Annotated in this window: 13 protein-coding genes; 2 read left to right on the forward strand and 11 right to left on the reverse strand. The window is 45.7% G+C overall.

Translation table 11 applies throughout. From position 1 onward, the window contains the following. Positions 1 to 23: 23 nt before the first annotated feature. Positions 24 to 695 carry a ribose-5-phosphate isomerase RpiA gene (rpiA, locus tag ACFQ1T_RS13495; RefSeq protein WP_194747083.1) on the reverse strand — a complete coding sequence of 224 codons (672 nt, stop codon included), beginning with the start codon at positions 693 to 695 and terminating at the stop codon, positions 24 to 26. 157 nt (positions 696 to 852) lie between these two features. On the opposite strand from rpiA, the gene mfd reads away from it, so the two are divergent. Both mfd and ACFQ1T_RS13505 read left to right on the forward strand, forming a co-directional pair. Beyond that, positions 853 to 4,260 carry a transcription-repair coupling factor gene (gene mfd, locus ACFQ1T_RS13500; protein ID WP_379077656.1) on the forward strand — a complete coding sequence of 1,136 codons (3,408 nt, stop codon included), beginning with the start codon at positions 853 to 855 and terminating at the stop codon, positions 4,258 to 4,260. Then, entirely contained in the window at positions 4,260 to 4,877 is a 618-nt protein-coding gene (locus ACFQ1T_RS13505) for a DedA family protein (RefSeq protein WP_379077659.1), read from the forward strand. Before mfd ends, ACFQ1T_RS13505 begins: the two co-directional genes overlap by 1 nt. A 41-nt stretch (positions 4,878 to 4,918) precedes the next feature. On the opposite strand, the gene ACFQ1T_RS13510 is transcribed toward ACFQ1T_RS13505, so the two are convergent. The 10 genes from ACFQ1T_RS13510 to ACFQ1T_RS13555 all read right to left on the reverse strand — a co-directional run. Then, positions 4,919 to 7,123 carry a TonB-dependent receptor gene (locus ACFQ1T_RS13510; RefSeq protein ID WP_379077662.1) on the reverse strand — a complete coding sequence of 735 codons (2,205 nt, stop codon included), beginning with the start codon at positions 7,121 to 7,123 and terminating at the stop codon, positions 4,919 to 4,921. A 167-nt stretch (positions 7,124 to 7,290) separates the two neighbouring features. Continuing rightward, complete coding sequence (locus ACFQ1T_RS13515) at positions 7,291 to 8,559, reverse strand: type II toxin-antitoxin system HipA family toxin (RefSeq protein ID WP_379077665.1); 1,269 nt, start codon at positions 8,557 to 8,559, stop codon at positions 7,291 to 7,293. Beyond that, the gene (locus tag ACFQ1T_RS13520; RefSeq protein WP_379077668.1) at positions 8,556 to 8,930 is read right to left on the reverse strand and encodes a helix-turn-helix domain-containing protein; all 375 of its coding nucleotides are present in this window, start codon (positions 8,928 to 8,930) and stop codon (positions 8,556 to 8,558) included. Before ACFQ1T_RS13520 ends, ACFQ1T_RS13515 begins: the two co-directional genes overlap by 4 nt. A gap of 160 nt (positions 8,931 to 9,090) precedes the next feature. Continuing rightward, on the reverse strand, positions 9,091 to 10,104 hold the full coding sequence (locus ACFQ1T_RS13525) for a hypothetical protein (protein ID WP_379077671.1): 1,014 nt from the start codon (positions 10,102 to 10,104) through the stop codon (positions 9,091 to 9,093). Positions 10,105 to 10,120: 16 nt separating this feature from the next. Beyond that, positions 10,121 to 11,923 (reverse strand): hypothetical protein, encoded by a 1,803-nt coding sequence (locus ACFQ1T_RS13530; protein WP_379077674.1) that lies wholly within the window; start codon positions 11,921 to 11,923, stop codon positions 10,121 to 10,123. Positions 11,924 to 12,043: 120 nt separating this feature from the next. After that, a complete protein-coding gene (locus ACFQ1T_RS13535) occupies positions 12,044 to 12,934 on the reverse strand; it encodes a VPLPA-CTERM sorting domain-containing protein (RefSeq protein WP_379077677.1) in 891 nt (296 codons plus the stop codon). 164 nt (positions 12,935 to 13,098) lie between these two features. Then, positions 13,099 to 14,292 carry a helix-turn-helix transcriptional regulator gene (locus ACFQ1T_RS13540; protein WP_379077680.1) on the reverse strand — a complete coding sequence of 398 codons (1,194 nt, stop codon included), beginning with the start codon at positions 14,290 to 14,292 and terminating at the stop codon, positions 13,099 to 13,101. Between the two features lie 11 nt (positions 14,293 to 14,303). Then, on the reverse strand, positions 14,304 to 15,488 hold the full coding sequence (locus tag ACFQ1T_RS13545; protein WP_379077683.1) for a helix-turn-helix transcriptional regulator: 1,185 nt from the start codon (positions 15,486 to 15,488) through the stop codon (positions 14,304 to 14,306). Between the two features lie 9 nt (positions 15,489 to 15,497). After that, positions 15,498 to 16,652, reverse strand: coding sequence for a helix-turn-helix transcriptional regulator (locus tag ACFQ1T_RS13550; RefSeq protein WP_379077686.1), 1,155 nt, complete (start codon positions 16,650 to 16,652; stop codon positions 15,498 to 15,500). Between the two features lie 423 nt (positions 16,653 to 17,075). Further along, positions 17,076 to 19,001: beta strand repeat-containing protein (locus tag ACFQ1T_RS13555; RefSeq protein WP_379077689.1), on the reverse strand; the 1,926-nt coding region annotated here is incomplete at its 5' end.

A 19,001-nucleotide genomic window follows, 5' to 3' on the forward strand; every position in this document is an offset into this window, starting at 1 on the left:
AAGCGGCAGTGAAATGCCGCCAGTTAAACCCGTGTTGCGATCTGGCCCTGATCTGCAATCAGGATGGTTGTAGCTAGTTTGGCAAAAATACCATGCTCAACCACGCCGGGGATATTGTTCAGTGCTGCGTTGAGGCTATGCGCATCCAGGCCAGCCTCAAAGCGCATATCCAGTACCAGACTGCCATGACTGGTCATGCACAAGCCGTCTTTGGCCACATTGGGTCGTAACTCTCCGGTGCCGCCGATGGCTTCAATGCTGCGCTTGGCCGCTTGCCAGGCAAAGGGCATCACTTCAATTGGGATAGGATAGTTCTGGCCAATATGAGGCACCAGCTTGCTTTTGTCGGCTACCACAATAAACTGTTTGGCCGCCTTGGCCAGCAGTTTTTCCATGACCAGATCATAGCCGCGGCCTTTGAGCAGCGTGTTGTCGGGCGTGATTTCATCCGCGCCGTCCACATAAAGGTCTATCTGGCTGAGCTGTTGCAGGCCCAGCACGGTCAAGCCAACGCTTTGCGCCTTGATCATGCTGATGGTGGAGCTGGCAACCGTGGTCACCCGCAGGCCTTGCTGCTGGCGTTGCGCCAGCGCTTCAATAAAGTAATTGGCGGTAGATCCTGTGCCCAGGCCTACGATCATCTCGTCTTTGACGTAGCTGGCAGCTTCCAGCGCGACGGCTTGTTTGTCATTCATCTTTATCATCTCCGTGCTGGGGTCATACATTTTATTCGCTCGGGCGTCTTAGGTGTCATTCCATGACAGCCGATCGACGCTTGCAGTTATAATAGCAAACTCGGCAGATTCGCCAACAAATACTCATCTAACCTGAGCAATAAGAGTCTAATTTTTTATGGCAGTTTCACTCCCCGTGATCGGGCATCCGCAGCGCTTTTCTTTTCAAAGTCAGGGCCTGGATAGCCAGGCATTAGCCGAGCTGGCTTGTGGTTTAAAAGCAACAAACACGCCCCTGGTCGTTTTAACGGCGAGTGCGTTTGAAGCACAACGGCTGATGGACGAAATCCCGTTTTTTGGCAAAGAGATTGCCGTGCACTTGCTGCCAGACTGGGAAACCCTGCCGTATGACGTATTTTCCCCGCATCCAGACTTGATTTCTGAGCGCCTGGCAACCTTGTATCAACTGAGCCAAAACCAGAGCAATGTGGTGATTGTGCCGATGGCGACCGCATTATTGCGCCTGCCGCCGGTGGCTTACCTGGCCGCGCACTCGTTTATGCTCAAAAAAGGCCAGCGGCTGGATGTGGAGGCCTTGCGCAATCAGTGTGCGCAGGCGGGTTACCACCACGTGAGCCAGGTGATGGCGCCGGGTGAGTTCAGCGTGCGCGGCGGGTTGGTGGATTTGTTCCCCATGGGCAGCGCCTTTCCCTACCGCATAGACCTGTTCGATGACGAAATCGAAACCATACGCACGTTTGATATCGACACCCAGCGTAGCGTCTATCCGGTGCCCGAAATTCGCATGCTGCCTGCGCGCGAGTTCCCTATGGATGAAGCGGCGATCACGCGCTTTCGAAGCCAGTTTCGCGAGTACTTTGAGGGCGACCCGCAACGCGCCAAAATCTATAAAGATGTGAGTAAAGGCACGCCCAGCGGCGGGGTCGAATGGTATTTGCCGCTGTTTTTTGAGCAGACAGCCACACTATTTGATTATTTGCCCGCGCAAACGGTCCTTTGCCTGCATGGGGACCTGGACAAGGCCGCACAAACATTCTGGGCCGATGCCAGTACGCGTTACCGCCTGATGGCGCATGATGCGGAAAAACCCATCTTGCGCCCGGAAACATTGTTGCAAAAAGCCGATGAATTTTTTAAGCGCACGCATGACTTCGCGCTGGTCACTCAGCAAATTGCCCAACAAACCGTTTTACCGCCTGTCGATGTAGATCGACGTGCCGAGCAGCCCTTGCACAAACTGCAAGCCTTTATCCAGCAATTTGACGGGCGGGTGCTGATTGCCGCAGAAAGCCTGGGCCGGCGCGAGACCATTGCGCAACTGTTCAGCGATCATGGCCTGAGTTTTTCACTGGCTGAAGACTGGGCCGCCTTTGCACAATCCAACTTCCCGGTTATGCTGGGCGTGGCGCCCTTGCATCAGGGCATGGTGGATAAGGATGCGCGCGAGGGCGCGTTGGCGGTGGTCACCGAGGCCGAGCTGTATGCCAGCACCGTGCGCCAGCAGCGCCGCCGCAATCAGGAGAAAGCGCGCAATGCAGAAGGCATGCTCAAAGACTTGTCCGAACTGCGGCTGGATGACCCGGTGGTGCATGAGCAGCACGGGGTGGGGCGCTACAAGGGCCTGGTTAATATCGACTTTGGCGAGGGCGAGACTGAGCTGTTGCTGATTGAGTATTTTGGCGAAGACAAACTGTATGTGCCGGTGTCGCAACTGTTTCTGATTTCACGGTATTCCGGTGGGCCGCCCGAGAGTGCACCATTGCACAGACTAGGTAGCGGCCAGTGGGAAAAAGCCAAGAAAAAAGCCCTCAAACAGATTCGCGATACCGCCGCCGAGTTGCTTAACCTATATGCGCAACGCGCTGCGCGCAAAGGCCATGCCTTTACCTTGGGCCTGCATGATTACGAGGCCTTTTGTGAAGGCTTTCCGTTTGAAGAGACGCCAGACCAGCTTGATGCCATCGAAGCCGTCATCAAAGACATGCAATCTGGCCGCCCCATGGACCGCCTGGTGTGCGGTGATGTTGGCTTTGGCAAAACAGAGGTCGCGCTGCGTGCCGCTTTTGTCGCGGTGATGGGTGGCCGTCAGGTGGCGGTGCTGGTGCCCACCACCTTGCTGGCCGAGCAGCATTACCAGAACTTTGTCGATCGCTTTGCCGAGTGGCCAATCAAGGTTGCCGAAATTTCCCGGTTCCGCACCGCCAAAGAGCAGGCCGAAGCCATCAAGGGGCTGGCCGATGGCAGCATAGACATCATCATCGGCACACACCGGCTGATTCAGAAAGACGTCAAATTCAAGAACCTGGGTTTAGCGATTCTTGATGAAGAGCACCGCTTTGGCGTGCGACAGAAAGAACAGATGAAAGCCCTGCGTGCCGAGGTCGATGTGTTGACCCTGACCGCCACGCCGATTCCGCGTACCTTGAGCATGGCGATGGAGGGCTTGCGTGAGTTCTCAGTGATTTCGACCCCGCCGCAAAAACGGTTGGCGATTAAAACCTTTCATACGCCTTATTCGGACGGCATTATCCGCGAGGCGGTCATGCGTGAATTCAAGCGCGGCGGCCAGGTGTATTTCCTGCATAACGAGGTGGATACCATCTATGTCATGAAGGAAAAGCTGGAGAAAATCGTGCCCGAAGCCCGTATCGTCATCGGTCATGGCCAGTTACGCGAGCGCGAGCTGGAACACGTGATGCGCGACTTTTACCAGCAACGCGCCAACCTGTTGCTGTGTACGACCATCGTCGAAACCGGCATCGACGTGCCCACTGCCAACACCATGATCATCAACAAGGCCGATATGTTTGGCCTGGCGCAATTGCACCAGTTACGTGGCCGCGTGGGTCGCAGTCACCACCAGGCTTACACCTATCTGCTGACCGATCCGCACCGTAATATCACGCCGCAAGCACAAAAACGGCTAGACGCGATTCAACTGCTCGAAGACCTGGGGGCAGGCTTTCACCTCGCCATGCACGACCTTGAAATCCGCGGTGCCGGTGAATTGCTGGGCGACAGCCAGAGCGGTGAAATGCAGGAAATCGGTTTTAACTTGTATTCCGATATGCTGAATCATGCTGTTAAACAGCTCAAGGCCGGCAAAGAGCCTGACCTTGATGCGCCACTGGGGGTGACCACCGAAATCAATCTGCATACCCCAGCCTTGTTGCCCAACAATTATTGTCCTGACGTGCACGAGCGGCTGGTGATTTATAAACGCCTGGCCAACTGCGACGACGACGACGCGCTGGATGCCATGCAGGAAGAACTGATCGACCGTTTTGGCCTGTTGCCTGAGCCCGGCGAGGCGCTGATTGCCTGCCACCGTTTGCGCATCGCCGCCAAAGCCTTGGGCATTATTAAAATCGACGCCTCTGACGCAGCCATTCAGTTGCAGTTTAATGTCAAAGCCGACCTCGATCCGCTCAAGCTGATCAATCTGCTGCAACGCGACAAGCGCTGCCGCATGAATGGGCCAGATAAATTACGTGTCACGGTGCAGCTAGGCAACCTCAATCACCGTGTAGAATTAGTGAAAACCCTTTTGAAGGAATTTATGTAATGTTAGAAAAATTAGTGGCTGCCGTGGCGGGCTGGATTATTGCCGTGATTGCCAGCATGGGCTATGGCGGCATTGTGTTGCTGATGGCGATTGAATCCGCCTGTATTCCTTTGCCTTCTGAAATCATCATGCCGTTTGCCGGATTCCTGGTCAGCAAAGGCGATTTAACGCTGTGGGGTATTGCGCTGGCAGGCGCTGTCGGTTGCGTCGTCGGCTCGATCCCTGCTTATTACCTCGGCATGTACGGCGGTCGTCCTCTGGTGGAGAAGTTCGGTAAATATGTGCTGATCAGCAAAAAAGACCTCGACATGGCGGACCGCTGGTTTGCAGATCATGGTGAAATCATTATTTTTATTGCCCGCCTGTTGCCTGCCGTGCGCACATTTATCGCTTTCCCGGCAGGGGTGGCGCGCATGAACATGACGCGGTTTGTGGCTTACACCTTTGTCGGCTCACTGATCTGGTGTTTTGTGCTGGGCTACGTGGGTATGAAGGCCGGCGAGCATTGGGAAGACCTGAAGGTGTACTTCCATGAGTCGCATTATGTGATTGCTGCCCTCGGATTGATCTTCTTTGCCTGGTATGTGCGCAGACATTTTAAAAACGAAGAGGCTTAATTTAAAAAGGGCGTCTTTAAATACAATCGTTTTTTGTTTTACTAGAAGTTATATTGTCCGGTGGCGCCAAAAAACCTTGGATCCCCGTAAAATGCAATACGGTTGCCAAAGAAGTCTCTGCCTTTGGTTTTGGCATAATGATTGTCAAAAAGGTTACGTGCCCAAAGACCGAGTTCCCAATGACGGTCATTAGTTATGAATTTAACTTGGGCGTTAATGAGATGTCGGCTTTCCAACTCGCTGGTCTCCTGATCGTTACTTAAACCACTATATGTTTTAGTCTGGTAGGCATCTTCAATAAAAAAATTAAACTTCCCATTCAGTGAAGGGGCGTTCAATGTGTAATCAACTGCTGCCCTTGCGCTAAATCTTGGGGCGTCAGGCAATCTTTGACCTGCTGCATTTCCTGCGTTTGATCCGCTTGGGAAATCAGTAAAACGAGCATCTAGAAAGCTAAATGTTCCTGATAGATGCCAGCTTGATCCAATTAATCCCCTAAAGCTTGACTCAAAACCGCGTGTTTCAGCTTGAGCTGCATTTCTCAATTGCAAAACAGTTTGGCCTGTGCCTAAGTCCGCAAATTGAAACACCTGAAAGTCATGATAACGCTGCTGAAAAAGAGTGGCATCATACTGCCAGCGGTGATCTTCAGATTGACCTTTCAGACCAACTTCAACACTATCAACGGTTTCTTTATCAAATCTAAAGCCATCATTCACTTGTGCCGTAGATAAAAAGTCAACATTCCAGCCACCGCTTTTAAAGCCTCTAGCATATTTTGTATAAGCTTTTAAATGATTGGATAGAGCAATGGTTGCACCAATCGTTGGCGAGAAAAAATCATCTCGCCTGTGGTCTTTGTAGTTATTTAAGGTAGCCAGATTTAGCGCTCCACTTTGCGTGCCATCGCTATTAAATCCTAATCGTTTATGTTCGCTGTTATAGCGTCCTCCCAGATTCAGTGTGACTGACTGGCTAATATCCGCATCAAGTGAGCCAAATAGTGCAATTGCGTCAGTTGTCACTTTGCCTACATGAGGTGCTCGGGCATTTGGTGCAATTCCAAAAGCCGCATCAAATGGCACAAGGCCTATGCCAGGTAGTTGAACGAGGGTGGAAGTGTCTTGCCCAAAAAATGCCGTTCTATGCGTTTTTGCAGCTTCATGTTCACCATAAATGCCAAACACATATCTAATGCTTTGATTTTGCGGCGAGTTAATACGTATTTCTTGAGATGTTTGAGTAAACTCATCTGCAAAGTCGGTATGAATCAAATCGGCTGTACTGTAATCGTTATCCAGTCGCTGAAGGTTCTTTGTATGGCGCATGGCACTGATAGAAGTCAGCGTATGGCCTCTATCCATTAAATATTCGGCCTTAAGTGCGCCACCGAATATTTCGTTTTTAGCGAATGGTTGATTGTTTACACTCACTTTATTTTTATCAACCCTTGATAAAGGCGCGTCAAACAACCCGGACGTCGCTTGAGGTAAAAAATCAGTGTGATGGATATTAGCGTAATCAGCACTTACATCTATGGTTAATTGCTCGGTCGCTAGGTATCTAAGCTGGCCTCTAGACGCAAAACGATTGATATTCTTTAATTCATCGCCCGTGGCTGTATTTTCAATAAAACCATCACGCGTTTCAGAACTTAAGGTGATTTTGCCTAACACATCCTGCCTGATTGGCCCTGTAACCATCATGGCATTTTCAAAATAATTCAGGTTGCCAATCCCAGACCTCACATATCCTTCAAAAAACTCGGAAGGTGGCTTGGTTGTAATGTTTACCGCACCTGCATCAGTGTTGCGCCCAAACAAAAAGCCCTGCGGGCCTCTTAAAATTTCGATCTGCTCAATCTCAAAAATGGGAGATTCTAACGCAGGTGCCTGGCCAGCATATACGCCATCGATATAAACGCCTGTGCGCGTATCGAATCCAATATTTCTACCTCCTCCGCCAATCCCACGAATAGAAATTGCTTTAGTGAGCCCATTTTGAATCACCGAAACGCCAGGTGCCAAACCTTGGGTTTCTGACAAGGTTTTTGCGTGCCGTTGATTTAATGCTTCCTGATTAATGACAGTAACCGCGATGGGCGCTTCATCTATGGGTTGAATGCGTTTTTGTGCGGTGATGCTAACGGGAGGGAGCTCAATGTTTTCTGATAAGGCAAAATCGGACTGTAAACACAATCCGCAACCAGTTAGCCAGTAAAGCTTATTTAAGGCAGTCTTACTCAAAACAATATCGCTTTTATATTTTTAGTTGATTATAGCGATAAGCACTTGTGAGATTCAATCCTTGAGCATCTCTATGACTTTAAATATGAAAAAACCCCCACATCAGATTCAGGAGAAAAATCTGTACCTATTGAATTCAAATGCAAACACTTCAAGTCACCTTTCAATTATATGATTCGAAAGTCATCCTGCAAATTTCGCCAATGGTTTGTCAGTGTTAGTTTATGTGCCTCATTCATTGGAAGGTTCTTGAGTTCACCTGGCCAAAGATTCCTTGCTTTATCCATGACATCATCCAGATGGGGTTTAATGGCTCTCCAAGGGATTCCGGCATGTTCTGCCCAATGCTGAAAGTTTGCCAGTGAAACGTCATACCAGTTTTTCGTTTTGCCCAAGTTGAGTGCAAAATGTTTTTCACCGTCAATGTAGACGCTGGTAGTCACAATATCGTAAGCCGGTGAAAGTTTTGGCGTAATTTTATCGGCATAAATTAAACTCCAATTCTTGAGGTGCGCATCGCCATTAGCTAGCAGGATATTGACCAACAATCGCCTGGCAAACTGCTGCACATCAGCTAAACCCTCACCAGAAAACGTGTAAATAATGTTGCCTATTTGCTCATAATTTGCCGAGTTGTATTTTTCATGCGGGTACTTCACCAACACCTGCGCAAAATCTTCCATATGGATACGCACATCATTATTGCGATCAAATCGCTTGATTGCAAAGGCTAGTTTTTCATCTGGAAAATTGATTTGGGGGAGCCGATCTAGCTTGTCTAATTCCACCAGTTTGATTTCAGGTATTTCTATGCCAGCCAATGCCGCAAGCTTCATGGCGGTATATTCGTTCACTGGTACATTTTTATGTTTGGTAGAAGGTGTTTTTACAATCCAATCACCCAACACCCCCCCGTTGGAGAGGTTGTAGCGACCGTCTTTTTCCTTCATGGAAAACTTCATCTGCACGCCAGCCAGAGAGAATTTATTTTCTGATGACACCTTGTCAAATTTGATGGCTCGCGCATTACCATGTGTGCGAAGAATATGCGCTGGTATATCCTCCGGTTCCATTGGTTCAGCCACCAAGGCCCCCGGCAGGTCGGCACCAAGATAAGCGAGAAGATGAAACTCGTTGTCGATATGCACTTTTAGCCCCTGTGCGATTAACGCTCTGAGCGCACCTTCTGGCAGTAAATTAGACAACAAAGGATGTAGCCTTTGGTTTTTGACCCAGGGTTCCGCCATTAATTTATCTGCACGAGGAAACGCTGGATGCGTAGTCAAACTCAATGTAGGGCGGTGGGCATCCAGCTTAAATTCCTCGCTAAAACTCAACACATTTCTGCCACTTTGATTGCCAGCCAAATAACCCACCAGCCTGTCATGCAAGCGGAGCATGAGAACATTGACTTCATCTCCATGGTCTATGCTCATGCTTCATCCCCAAGCAAACCCTGCCATGGATTGTCTGAAAGATTTTTATTGGCCTCTGTTTTTGTCGATGTGACTGCATGCGTCTGGTTTGAGGCTGAATCCTCCTGTTCTAGCACAGCCAACACAGCGTTAAGTTTTTCTTTGGGCACCAGCACCAGCTCGCTATGCAAGCCCTTTGCTATCAACGTCAGGGTATCTAGCCGAGGGTTGCCTTTAGATTCCAGTCTTTGATACTGCTGACGAGAAACGCCTACGCGCAACATCATGTCATTCTGTTTAAGGCACAGCGCTAAACGTCGTTGTTTTATCTGTTCGAGTAGCGAGCCAAAATTTGTCAACATATATGCTTCCTTTTTAAATTTAAGAAACATATTAGTTTCTATTTTAATTAAAAGCAACTTATTGATTTCTTTTTTTTGAGTTGTTTGAGTACTGTAAAATATAAAACAACAAAAAGGTTGCTTTACCCAGACTTTTGATTGGTGGATGCCCCAAGAGATTTGTTACTACCTTAAAACGACATTGGCCTTTTTATTTGCAATAATTCTCAATATCTTGGTAACCATCTTTTATTATTTTATTTACTTCTTTTACATCATTTTCGTAGTTACATTCCTCATATAACTTGATGGCCATCTCACTTCCTCTTACTGTGGCTTTTGCATTCTCACACATGTTTGTAATGTTGCTATTATTGTTTATCTCTTGATCATATATATGTTGAACCCGTTTATATACATCATCACATCCTTGAGAGATTGATGTTTTTTTGTTCATAGACTTTTTACTCGTAGGGTATTTTGTTTCTGCGAAACATTCTTGGTTTATTTTTGAATTCAGTTTCACAGAGTTTTGCTCGATATTATTCTTTAGAATTTGTAGTTCTTTAGATTTAGTTGAACATTTATCAATGAGCTCAAGTGTAGTTTGATTAACTCTTTTCATAGCCTCAGCTGATTGACAAACGTCTAGCTCGCTCTTTGTCTCTTGATCTGCAATTTTCTCTAATTGCTTTGCAATAGCTTTATCTGAACAGGCATCTAGATTGTTTTCAGCTGGCTTGTCAGAAGGGCTAAGCCAAAATGTGCCTACTTTAATATTAAAACCCCATGCATACTCTATTGAGTATTTTTTGAAAAATTTAACAAATTCTCCAGGCTTTAATGTAGGACTAGAATGTTTGAGCCCTTCAGGCAAGGTGTGCCACTTCAGTGGCAATCCATTTTTTATTGGATGCAAACCTACTGGCATAAAGGTGGATATCACGCAATTACCAACATTCTTAATTTCGCCATCCACGACAACAGCATTTTTCATTTTTTTTAAACTGAGTTCTATAGTGGCTTCTACCTTCCCTTTATCCGAAACCAATGAAATAGGAAAGATTTGTCCAGGTGATATCGTATTTCCGGATACAGATAGACCTTGTGTACTTAAAAGTTGTTTTTCGCATTCATCCTCAGGTTTAGCATTTGCGTTCGTTATTACCGAGATGCATAAAACAAGCAGATTTAACTTGATAAATTTGATTGTGGTGAGTTTCATATCGTCATTTCTTTAATTATTGGAAACGCTGTTTAATTTTTTTGTAAAGCTCTAGCGGACTATCAGTTTCTGCTGACCAAGGCTTGCCAGCAGCTGCAAGCTCTGTCAGCAGCTTTTCGTTAGTGTGGGTTTGATTTTTTTCAACTTGTTTAATCCATTGAGCAAGCTTTGTAGGTTTTGTTTTTTCAGTTGTTAAGTTAACAAGTTGTGATTGATTTAATGAATATTGCTTGAAATCCTTTTGTTGTAATTGCTCAGCTAGCATTTCCCACATTTTTGCTAGCAATAAACTAGGCGGTGGATCGCTATCTGATTGTTTTAGAGATTGCGGGTCAATATAACTAAACTCCCGCTCTTTCTTTATTTCGTCGTTGAATGCGTAGTAGTTTTTTGTTGCGGCATCGTATACAAGAATATCAACTGGCATTTCTGCAATATGTTTTCTGGTAATTTTTACTCTTTGATAATCACCATATACTTTCTTACTGATTGTTTTGGGGGCCGCATTTAAAGCTTTTCTGGCATCATTCACATCCGATTCGGCTTCAGATTCTGAGTATTTTGCGAGGCCATTGGTTAATGCTTGCAGTATTGCAATATCTTTATCGCCTGTATTGTTCATGCTGTTAAGCATGGCTGAATTCCTGTTACTTTGTCTGATATTCGATAATGAAGCTTGCTCGTCATCCAGTTTTTTTCTCAGGGAGTCTAGTTCAGGGTTTGCTATTTTTTCTTCTTTTACCAAATATTTGGCGGGTTGCTTTTCCTCTTTGACAATTTGGCTGCTACCAGTCGCGGGCGAGACGCTCACAAAACTAATAAGGTCATAGTCCTCTGGGCTGAATTTTTTAATCGTGTTATCAATCTCATTGATTTCAATTGTTGTTGAGTTTTGGGCGCCTATTGCCTTGGGTAAATGCTTATTGATTTCTTGATTTGAGCTCTTAATTGCTATTACTACTGAATTAATCCATTGTTCCGGGTTATTGCTGAATGCTTTAAGGGCGTTTATGCGCTGTTGTAGTGTTAGTGGCTGTTTAATTTTCTTTTCTTTTGCGTATTGCTTCAGCCAAGTTGCAGCAAGTTTTGATCGTGCTGGAGTAATTAAATAAGGCTCATATGCTTTTAAGAGTTTGCTCGCTTGTTCTGTGTTTTTTGATTTACTTAGTCGAGATTGAATTGACGGAAATATTTCTTTTGATACTTCATCTTTGTATTCATCAGAAATTGCTAATGGATAGGTATTAAAAAAATCATCGGTCTCAATATTGCTTTGTTCTAAACTCTTTTGTAACGCTGTAATGTAGCTTTTAGTAATTAAATCATGCGCAGCTTTAAGGCGAATAGCTGATGGCCAGGTCGAAAAAGGATTTCGCTTACCGACCAGAGAATGGTTGCTGATGTCCGACAAAGTTTCATTTGATTTTGATAGCTTGGTTTTGATGTAAGGCCATTGAGTGGTGTCATTGGTATTCAGATTTTTTGCAATGGCTTCAAGATCGTTGCTGAGTTTATCAATGACATCCTCAGCCCAAAACTTTTGTATTTGTAGAGTTAATTTTTCAGCTGTAGCCTTTCCCTCTGCTGAGTTATCCAGCACCGAGGCATTTTGGTTATAAAAGTCGAATGCTTTTTGCCATTCTTTTTTATCAACAAGTGATTGAAATGTTTTTATTTGCGCATTTTGCTGCGATGCCATATTCGATTGTTGTCCAACATATGGTGTTGAACCACAGGCTGTTAGCAGTGTACAAAGGAATGCAGTCGTGATTGCACTTGATATTGATTGGCGCGGGGCTTTAAAAAGTCTTGCAAGCATGATGTTATTTCTAATAAATTTTCTAGTAGTTTTATGCAGGTCATGACGAATGTCTATTCCATAAACATGGAATAGATCGGTTGAAAACAAAAAGCCAGAACAAGTCTGGCTTTAATTGAGTTAAACGCTTTGTTTTTTGCGACGAGCGGCGGCAGCTACGATAGGCAGGCCAGTGGCAAACAGCCATGCAGCAGCGGGGGCGGGTACAGCGGAGATTTGACCTTGTGTGTTTGCCCAAACATAAGAGAAATTTTGTTTTAACATAGCGAAAGAACCACCATCATCAGTAAATGCTTTAGCTAAGCAGTTATCGCCATTATTGCAATAGAATTCAGGTGCTGGTGATTCAGTACCACTCCAGAATGAGCTGCTTTGTTGGGCGAGAGTAAAAATATTATTTGAGTTGTTAAAACCTGCATTGGGGTTTGGAGGATCAAAACTTGGGGATTCACCTTTTGAGTATGCTGGTGTACTGTTTAACTCACTGTAGAAAAGCTCGATAAACTCATCTCCCTTTGCAGTCCCGTTCGATGGTTCATTATGAACGGGATAGTTTGGACCTTGTCCAGTCAACCATTTATTTGAAAATGTAGGTAGCTGCCAGTTATTTGTACCAGCATAGTTAATGGTGTTGAGATAGTTGATAAATAAATTGGCACCAAACCATGTTGCCTGACCATCCGCCTTAAAGTCACTTGTTGTGACTTTGTAGCCAAGTTTGGCAAAACCATCCAAAGGGTCATAATAAGAGGAGTTCCCATATTCAAAAATTAATTTGGGGCTGGCCGATAATATTTTATTCACCAGACTGCTATCTGACGCCATCATGGTTTTTAACAAGTTGGCATCTTTCATCCATGTCACGTCACTGACAGAGCTGTAAACTAAATCTACGCCGTTAGTAGTGTAGCTTTTTAGTGCTGCGTTTGAATTAGTGCTGAAAGCTGCGAGAGAAATCAGTAATCCTGAAAAAGAGAATTTGATAGATTTATACAAATAAAGACCAGGCATGTTGAGACCTTTCAATGGGTAGATGTAAGAAAATTAAATTTTGAATACTCAGTGTATTTAATTCTCTACTAGATAGATATTCCATAAACATGGAATGACCTGAGCTACCTTTTGCGGCAACCTCACAAAGGATGTATCTGAATAAAGCTTTGTATGGACAGTTTTCAGAGGAGGTGATTTAACGAATTGTCTGCAAGCTTGTTGGGATTGGTAGGCAAATGTAATAGCAGCTTGATTAGTTCCGGCTGCCGGTTAGTCGAGGTTTTCTGATAAATCGACTGCAACTGCTTGCGGATGGTGTCTTCTTTTTTATTAAGAGATTGCGCGATCTCAAGCACTGAGTAGCCTTCTGCTAGCAGCGTGGCAATTTTGCATTCGGCTGGGGATAAACCAAAAGCGGCGACAAGCAGGTTGCTGTCAATCGGTGTGGTGGATTCGGGGTGATAAAACATCAGCATGATGAGTGGCCGGAGGCCAAAGCTGCCCATGACTTTTTCTGGCAGCAAGGGCGTATAAAACGCATAGAGCTTTTCTGCGTTTTGGTTGTGCGTGGCTGAGTGAATTTGTAGTGGTTTGTATTGTTGCGAGGCGGCCTCTGCAATACCGTTTAGTTTGATTTGGCGCTCTATCTCGGCGCAGTCTTTTAGAAAACTGTTAAGGACTTGTTTGGGCATTTCAAGTTGACCATTACCATTTACCGCGATAAGCATGGTCGAATCTAGCAGATGCTTGGCTGCCTGATTGATGTGTATGATTTTGCCTGTGGTGTTGGTTAAAATAACTGGTTGGCTTAAGCGGTTGACGAGTGCATGCCCGACTAATGCGTGGGTAGAGTAAATGAAGTGATTCACACCTATACGGGCAGCGCGGGCAAGATGTGGCAATAACCTGCTTAAAAATGCCGCCCCTTCTTTAGCAAGCGGCCCTTGTGCCTGACTGCGTAAGCCGACAATCATGAATGACAGCGTTTCATCTTCGACCACTTTGCAGCCTGAGAGGTAGCGTAAATCCAGTGGCAGCAAAAAGTCCTGAAAAAACTCACTGGTGGCGACAAAGTCATCATCTAGCATTTCATGGTCATGCACCCACTCCAGCGGGGGGAGCGCCATGATGGCTGCAGCGCGGGGGTCTATAAAGTGGTACTTTTGCAGGTAACTCAATTCACTTTCAACCGGTACATTGGCACCACCACTGAATGAGAGCATGCCGTGGTGTTTGTCAAAAGCAAAGGCTTGCAGCACCTTAAGCTCCAGCGTTTCGCGCAATGCTGCAAATAGTTGATCCCAAGCAGCGTTATTTTCAATGGTTTCGTATACGAGGTTTACAAGTTGGTCATAGCGTTCTTGGGTGATATTCATGCTTACCTCTTCTAAAACCTGGAATTCAGATGGGTGAAGAGTCGATTGTCTGGTAAATGTTGTAACAGGCGCATCAACTCGATTTGATTATTGGTGGCAGTTTTTTCGTAAATAGATTGCAGTTGTTTGCGAACTGTGTCGGGCTTCTTGTTTAACCTTTTAGCAATCTCATCTACTGTCAACCCGTCTGCAATCATGGCGGAAATTTTAAGTTCGGCCGGGCTCAAGTCAAATGCCGCACTCAGTAACAGATTGTCGTTCATCTCGTTTGGCATATTGGGGTGATAAAAAATCAGCATCATGAGCGGACGCATGCCAAACACGCCAAGTGTCAATTGCGGCACGAGTGGCAAATAAAATACCAGCATGTTTGTTGAGTCTTTCGCTGCAACCGGTGCACTGACTCTAAGCGCCTGATAGCCATAGTCTTTGCCATGCGCATATTCACCCTGCTTGATCTGTTGCTCAATCTTGGCAAAGCCAGCTAGCAATTGCGTCATGGCTGGCTCTGGTAATTGCAGGCGTTGATCGGATAGCGAGATTAAATTGCAGATATTGGATAAAGTATAGGCTGCTTGATTTGCAAGCACGATATTGCCGCTCATTGAGGTGAGCAATACCGGCTGCTTCATTTTGTTGACAAGCGAATGGCCAATGAGTGCTTGGGTTGAGTAAGTAAAATGGCTGGCATTGATTTTGACTGCCCTATGCAAATGGGGCAGAAGCTGCTTCGCCAATTCGACAGATGCTTTTGAAAGAGGCCCTTGTTCGGGGCCTCGTAAGCATCCAATTGAAAATGAGATTGCATCACTTTCGATTACCTTCAGCGCAGTGAGATAACGTACGCCATAAGGTAACAAGAATGCTTGATAAAACTCGCTCTTTGCAACGTAGTCATCATCAAACACTTCATGGTCATGAAAACATTCCTGCGATGGCAGGACATTCCAATACTTACTGCGCGGGTCAATAAATTGATACTTCTGTAAATAGCTTAATTCCCCATCTGCCGGTAAGTTAGCGCCTGTGCTAAATGACATGGTGCCGTGTTGCTTGTCGATGGCAAAGGCATGAACGACTTTACAGTCCAATGCCTCTCGCAACGCTGAAAATACGGCATCCCATTGACTGATGTCGTTAATGGTCTCGTAAATCAGGTGAACCAGGCGATCAAAGTGTAAGTCGGCATTTTGCATGTTTGCAATTTATTCAAAGTAGGCGGGTAAGTGTTGCAGCAGACGCATCAATTCGGGTTGTCTGCTAGTTGCAGTTTTTTGGTAGATGGATTGCAATTGTTTTCTAACCGTATCTTGTTTTTTCCCTAATTGTGTCGCAATTTCCTCAATGGGATTTCCGTCAGCAAGCAAGCTTGCAATCAGGCATTCGGCCGGGCTTAAATCAAATGCCGCTGCCAAGAGTGCGACATCGGTAGGTGGAGCCGAATTTGGATGATAAAACATCAGCAACATAAGCGGACGCAAGCCAAAGGTGCCCAGCACATATTGTGGAATCAGCACACTGTAAAAAGCATACAGTTTTTCTGTGGTGGTTGAGTGCTCGTTGTTGTGAAGTTGCAGGGTTTGATAGCTGTATGCAGACTCAGCTGAGAACCTGTTTTCTTTGATGGCTTTCTCGGTCATGGCTGCTTCTTGCAAAAACGCTTGCATGCAGTTTGCTGGCATCACCAATTTGCCGTCTTTAATCGAAATAAGGGCGGTTGCTTGGAGTAAATGCTGCGCGGCTTGATTGGTGTGTATGACTTCGCCATTAATGGAGGTGAGCATCACAGGCTGTTGCAGTTTATTGACTAAGGCAAGGCCCACCAAGGCCTGTGTGGAATAAGTAAAGTTTTTTACCACCATACGCGCTGCGCGCTGCATGTGGGGGATTAATCGGTTGGTGAAAGCAATGATATCGTCTGGTACCGGCCCTTGCTGTGGGCACCGCAAATAAGAAAATATCAGGGTGACATCTTCATCATCAATGATTTTAATCCCGGAGACATAACGCATGCCTAAGGGAATCAAAAATTCCTGATAGAACGTATTGCTGGCCACGAATGCTTCATCAAGCAAAAGGTGGTCATGTAACCAAGTGTTGACTGGGAGCGGTAGCAACAGTGGTAAGCGCGGGTCAATCGCCTGATATTTTTGAATATACCCAAGCTCACCTTCATCAGGCAAATTGGCGCCTTCGCTATAAGACAATGCACCATGCTTTTTATCTATAGCTAAGGCATAGATGCTGCACCCGACTTGATCGCTCAGCCGTTGAAAAAATGGCTGCCATGATTGATGATGCTCTACTGCTTCGTATAGCGAAGAGACAAGGCCATCGAATTGATGCTGAGTAAAATGCATGAGTTACTCTTAATCTGAATTAGATGTTTAAAATGGGCATTTAACGGCTTATTTCGTTAATCAGTACTGACCTCACCGTTAAGCGTTATTTAATTTAGGCTTTACGACTGTAGATAATTTCGGTGTCAACAGGCTACGAAAGTGCCGCTTTATCAAATCCGCATTCGCCAAAATACTTAAATTACATACCAAGTATTTGTATTAGTATCTCGTTGTATTAAGACGCTGTCTACTGCACAAATGTGGGTGAAAACCCTTGTGTAACTTATGACAGTTTGCCTTTAAACAGCGACTGATGAATGTTTTTGCGAGTCGCTAGCTGGGGAACACAATCGCAGTGTCATTTTGTTTTAAATTCATATACAAAAACGCCCTACTCTTAAATGGTAGGGCGTTTTCGAGCGGATCGCCAACTAATATAAATTAGCTATTTTTACGTCTTGCCATAAAGCTGATCAAGCCTAAGCCAGCAAATATCAATGCAATATTGTCAGGCTCTGGTACGGGAATTACTGACACACTAATGGATACGCCTTTGTCACTATAAATAGTGTTATAGCTAAACTGGTTTAAGTTCAGGCCACTCACCGTAACAAGATTAAAAGTTGTCTGACTCCATGACCCGTAAGTCAGAATATTGTAAATACTGTTTGAAACCGGTAGGTAGTTAGCCGCAAATACCAGGTTAAGGGTGCCACCCAAAGTAGCATTACCAGTAATGTTAAGCCAATCAAAACTACTGCCTTGCAGGTTGCCACCGATTTCCATCAACAGTGAGCCGTTAGAAAGCTGCGTGTAGTCCCCGTCGATATTGAGCGTGCCTGGGGAAGCACCAGGACCGATGAGGCCCGAATTACTCACATTACCAATGACCCAGCCCGTTCCAGACAAACTACCTCCTGCAACATTCACTTCATTTGCAGAAAGTGAGCCGTTGACAACAGTGCGACCAGACGTTTGCGTGTAATCGCCTGTACTTGCAAAATTACTACCATTGCCAATCAACACAGCGCCTGTATTGGTGAATGCGCCAGTACTTAATGCAGCACCTTGCATTAAAGCGATTGAGCCATTGTTTTTTGCGAGGGTGCTTAATGCGTTGGTGTTATTGGTGCTGTTGAGTAACTTCGCATTAGCGCCACGTAATGTTATCTCAGCATTGTTAATTTGCAGATTATTAATGAGATTGACTGCAAGCGTGCCATTATTCTGCACCTCATAACGTCCACCAGTGAGTGCTTGGGTTGGTTGGTCGTAGTTAGTCAGATTCTGAATGTAAAGCGAACCTGACTTTACATTGACGGTACCTGTGTTGTTAAAAGCGACGCCAATAGATGTTTGTTTACCGGAAGCATCTTGCACAAAGGTGCCAGCGTTGTTGAACGCATTCAGGTCTGATTGGTAGTTATGATACATACCGTTATCGTAGACTTCACCATTACGCACGTCGCCTTTGCTGGTAAATGTGCCGTTGTTATTGATGACACTGCCATGACTCAAATAGAGCAGAGCGCTTTGATGTGTTGTATTGCCATTGAGGTTAAGGGTACGGTTGGTGCCGTCGCCATCACCGAGATGATAAGAGGAGTAGTTTGTACCATCGCCGATGGTTGCATTGCCGCTGACAGTTGTGGTGCCATTGCCTTTTTGAGTTGAGCCATAACCAAACCAGTTGAGTACTGTGGTGACTAGGCTGCCTGAGCCGCCAATGGTGCCGCCGTTGTGATTTAAGCTGCTGGTACTTAAACTACCTGTGCCATTGATGTTAACTGTGCCGCCAGTGACATTTAAGTCACCGTTTCCAGTCAATGTGGTGGAGTGACTGTTGAAGTTGATTTCTCCACCAGATACCTTGAACGTGCCATCATTAGTATGCGTGCTGCCGTTAAGGTTATGTGTTCCACCAGCAAACTCAAGTGTTTGACCTGTTTGAGTATTAAAGCTACCGGTAGAAGTGCCGCCGCCAGACAGGGAGAGCGTACCGGATTTCACATTGACGGTACCAGAGTTGTTGAAAGCGGTATTAATGCTTGTTTGTTTGCCGGAAGCATCTTGCACAAAGGTGCCAGCGTTGTTGAAAGCATTTAAGTCTGATTGGTAGTTATGATACATACCGTTATCGTAGACTTCACCATTACGCACGTCGCCTTTGCTGGTAAATGTGCCGTTGTTATTGATGACACTGCCATGACTCAAATAGAGCAGAGCGCTTTGATGTGTTGTATTGCCATTGAGGTTAAGGGTGCGGTTGGTGCCGTCGCCATCACCGAGAAGATGATATGAGTAGTTAGTACCATCGCCGATGGTTGCATTGCCGCTGACAGTTGTGGTGCCATTGCCTTTTTGAGT

The sequence above is a fragment of the Methylophilus glucosoxydans genome (assembly GCF_042676145.1).
In the GTDB taxonomy this organism is placed as follows: domain Bacteria; phylum Pseudomonadota; class Gammaproteobacteria; order Burkholderiales; family Methylophilaceae; genus Methylophilus; species Methylophilus glucosoxydans.

Bases quoted from the DNA above. Each gene is read 5' to 3' on its own strand.
- rpiA (WP_194747083.1), bottom strand. From the start codon at position 695: ATGAATGACAAACAAGCCGTCGCGCTGGAAGCTGCCAGCTACGTCAAA.
- mfd (WP_379077656.1), top strand. From the start codon at position 853: ATGGCAGTTTCACTCCCCGTGATCGGGCATCCGCAGCGCTTTTCTTTT.
- ACFQ1T_RS13505 (WP_379077659.1), top strand. From the start codon at position 4,260: ATGTTAGAAAAATTAGTGGCTGCCGTGGCGGGCTGGATTATTGCCGTG.
- ACFQ1T_RS13515 (WP_379077665.1), bottom strand. From the start codon at position 8,559: ATGAGCATAGACCATGGAGATGAAGTCAATGTTCTCATGCTCCGCTTG.
- ACFQ1T_RS13520 (WP_379077668.1), bottom strand. From the start codon at position 8,930: ATGTTTCTTAAATTTAAAAAGGAAGCATATATGTTGACAAATTTTGGC.
- ACFQ1T_RS13525 (WP_379077671.1), bottom strand. From the start codon at position 10,104: ATGAAACTCACCACAATCAAATTTATCAAGTTAAATCTGCTTGTTTTA.
- ACFQ1T_RS13530 (WP_379077674.1), bottom strand. From the start codon at position 11,923: ATGCTTGCAAGACTTTTTAAAGCCCCGCGCCAATCAATATCAAGTGCA.
- ACFQ1T_RS13535 (WP_379077677.1), bottom strand. From the start codon at position 12,934: ATGCCTGGTCTTTATTTGTATAAATCTATCAAATTCTCTTTTTCAGGA.
- ACFQ1T_RS13540 (WP_379077680.1), bottom strand. From the start codon at position 14,292: ATGAATATCACCCAAGAACGCTATGACCAACTTGTAAACCTCGTATAC.
- ACFQ1T_RS13545 (WP_379077683.1), bottom strand. From the start codon at position 15,488: ATGCAAAATGCCGACTTACACTTTGATCGCCTGGTTCACCTGATTTAC.
- ACFQ1T_RS13550 (WP_379077686.1), bottom strand. From the start codon at position 16,652: ATGCATTTTACTCAGCATCAATTCGATGGCCTTGTCTCTTCGCTATAC.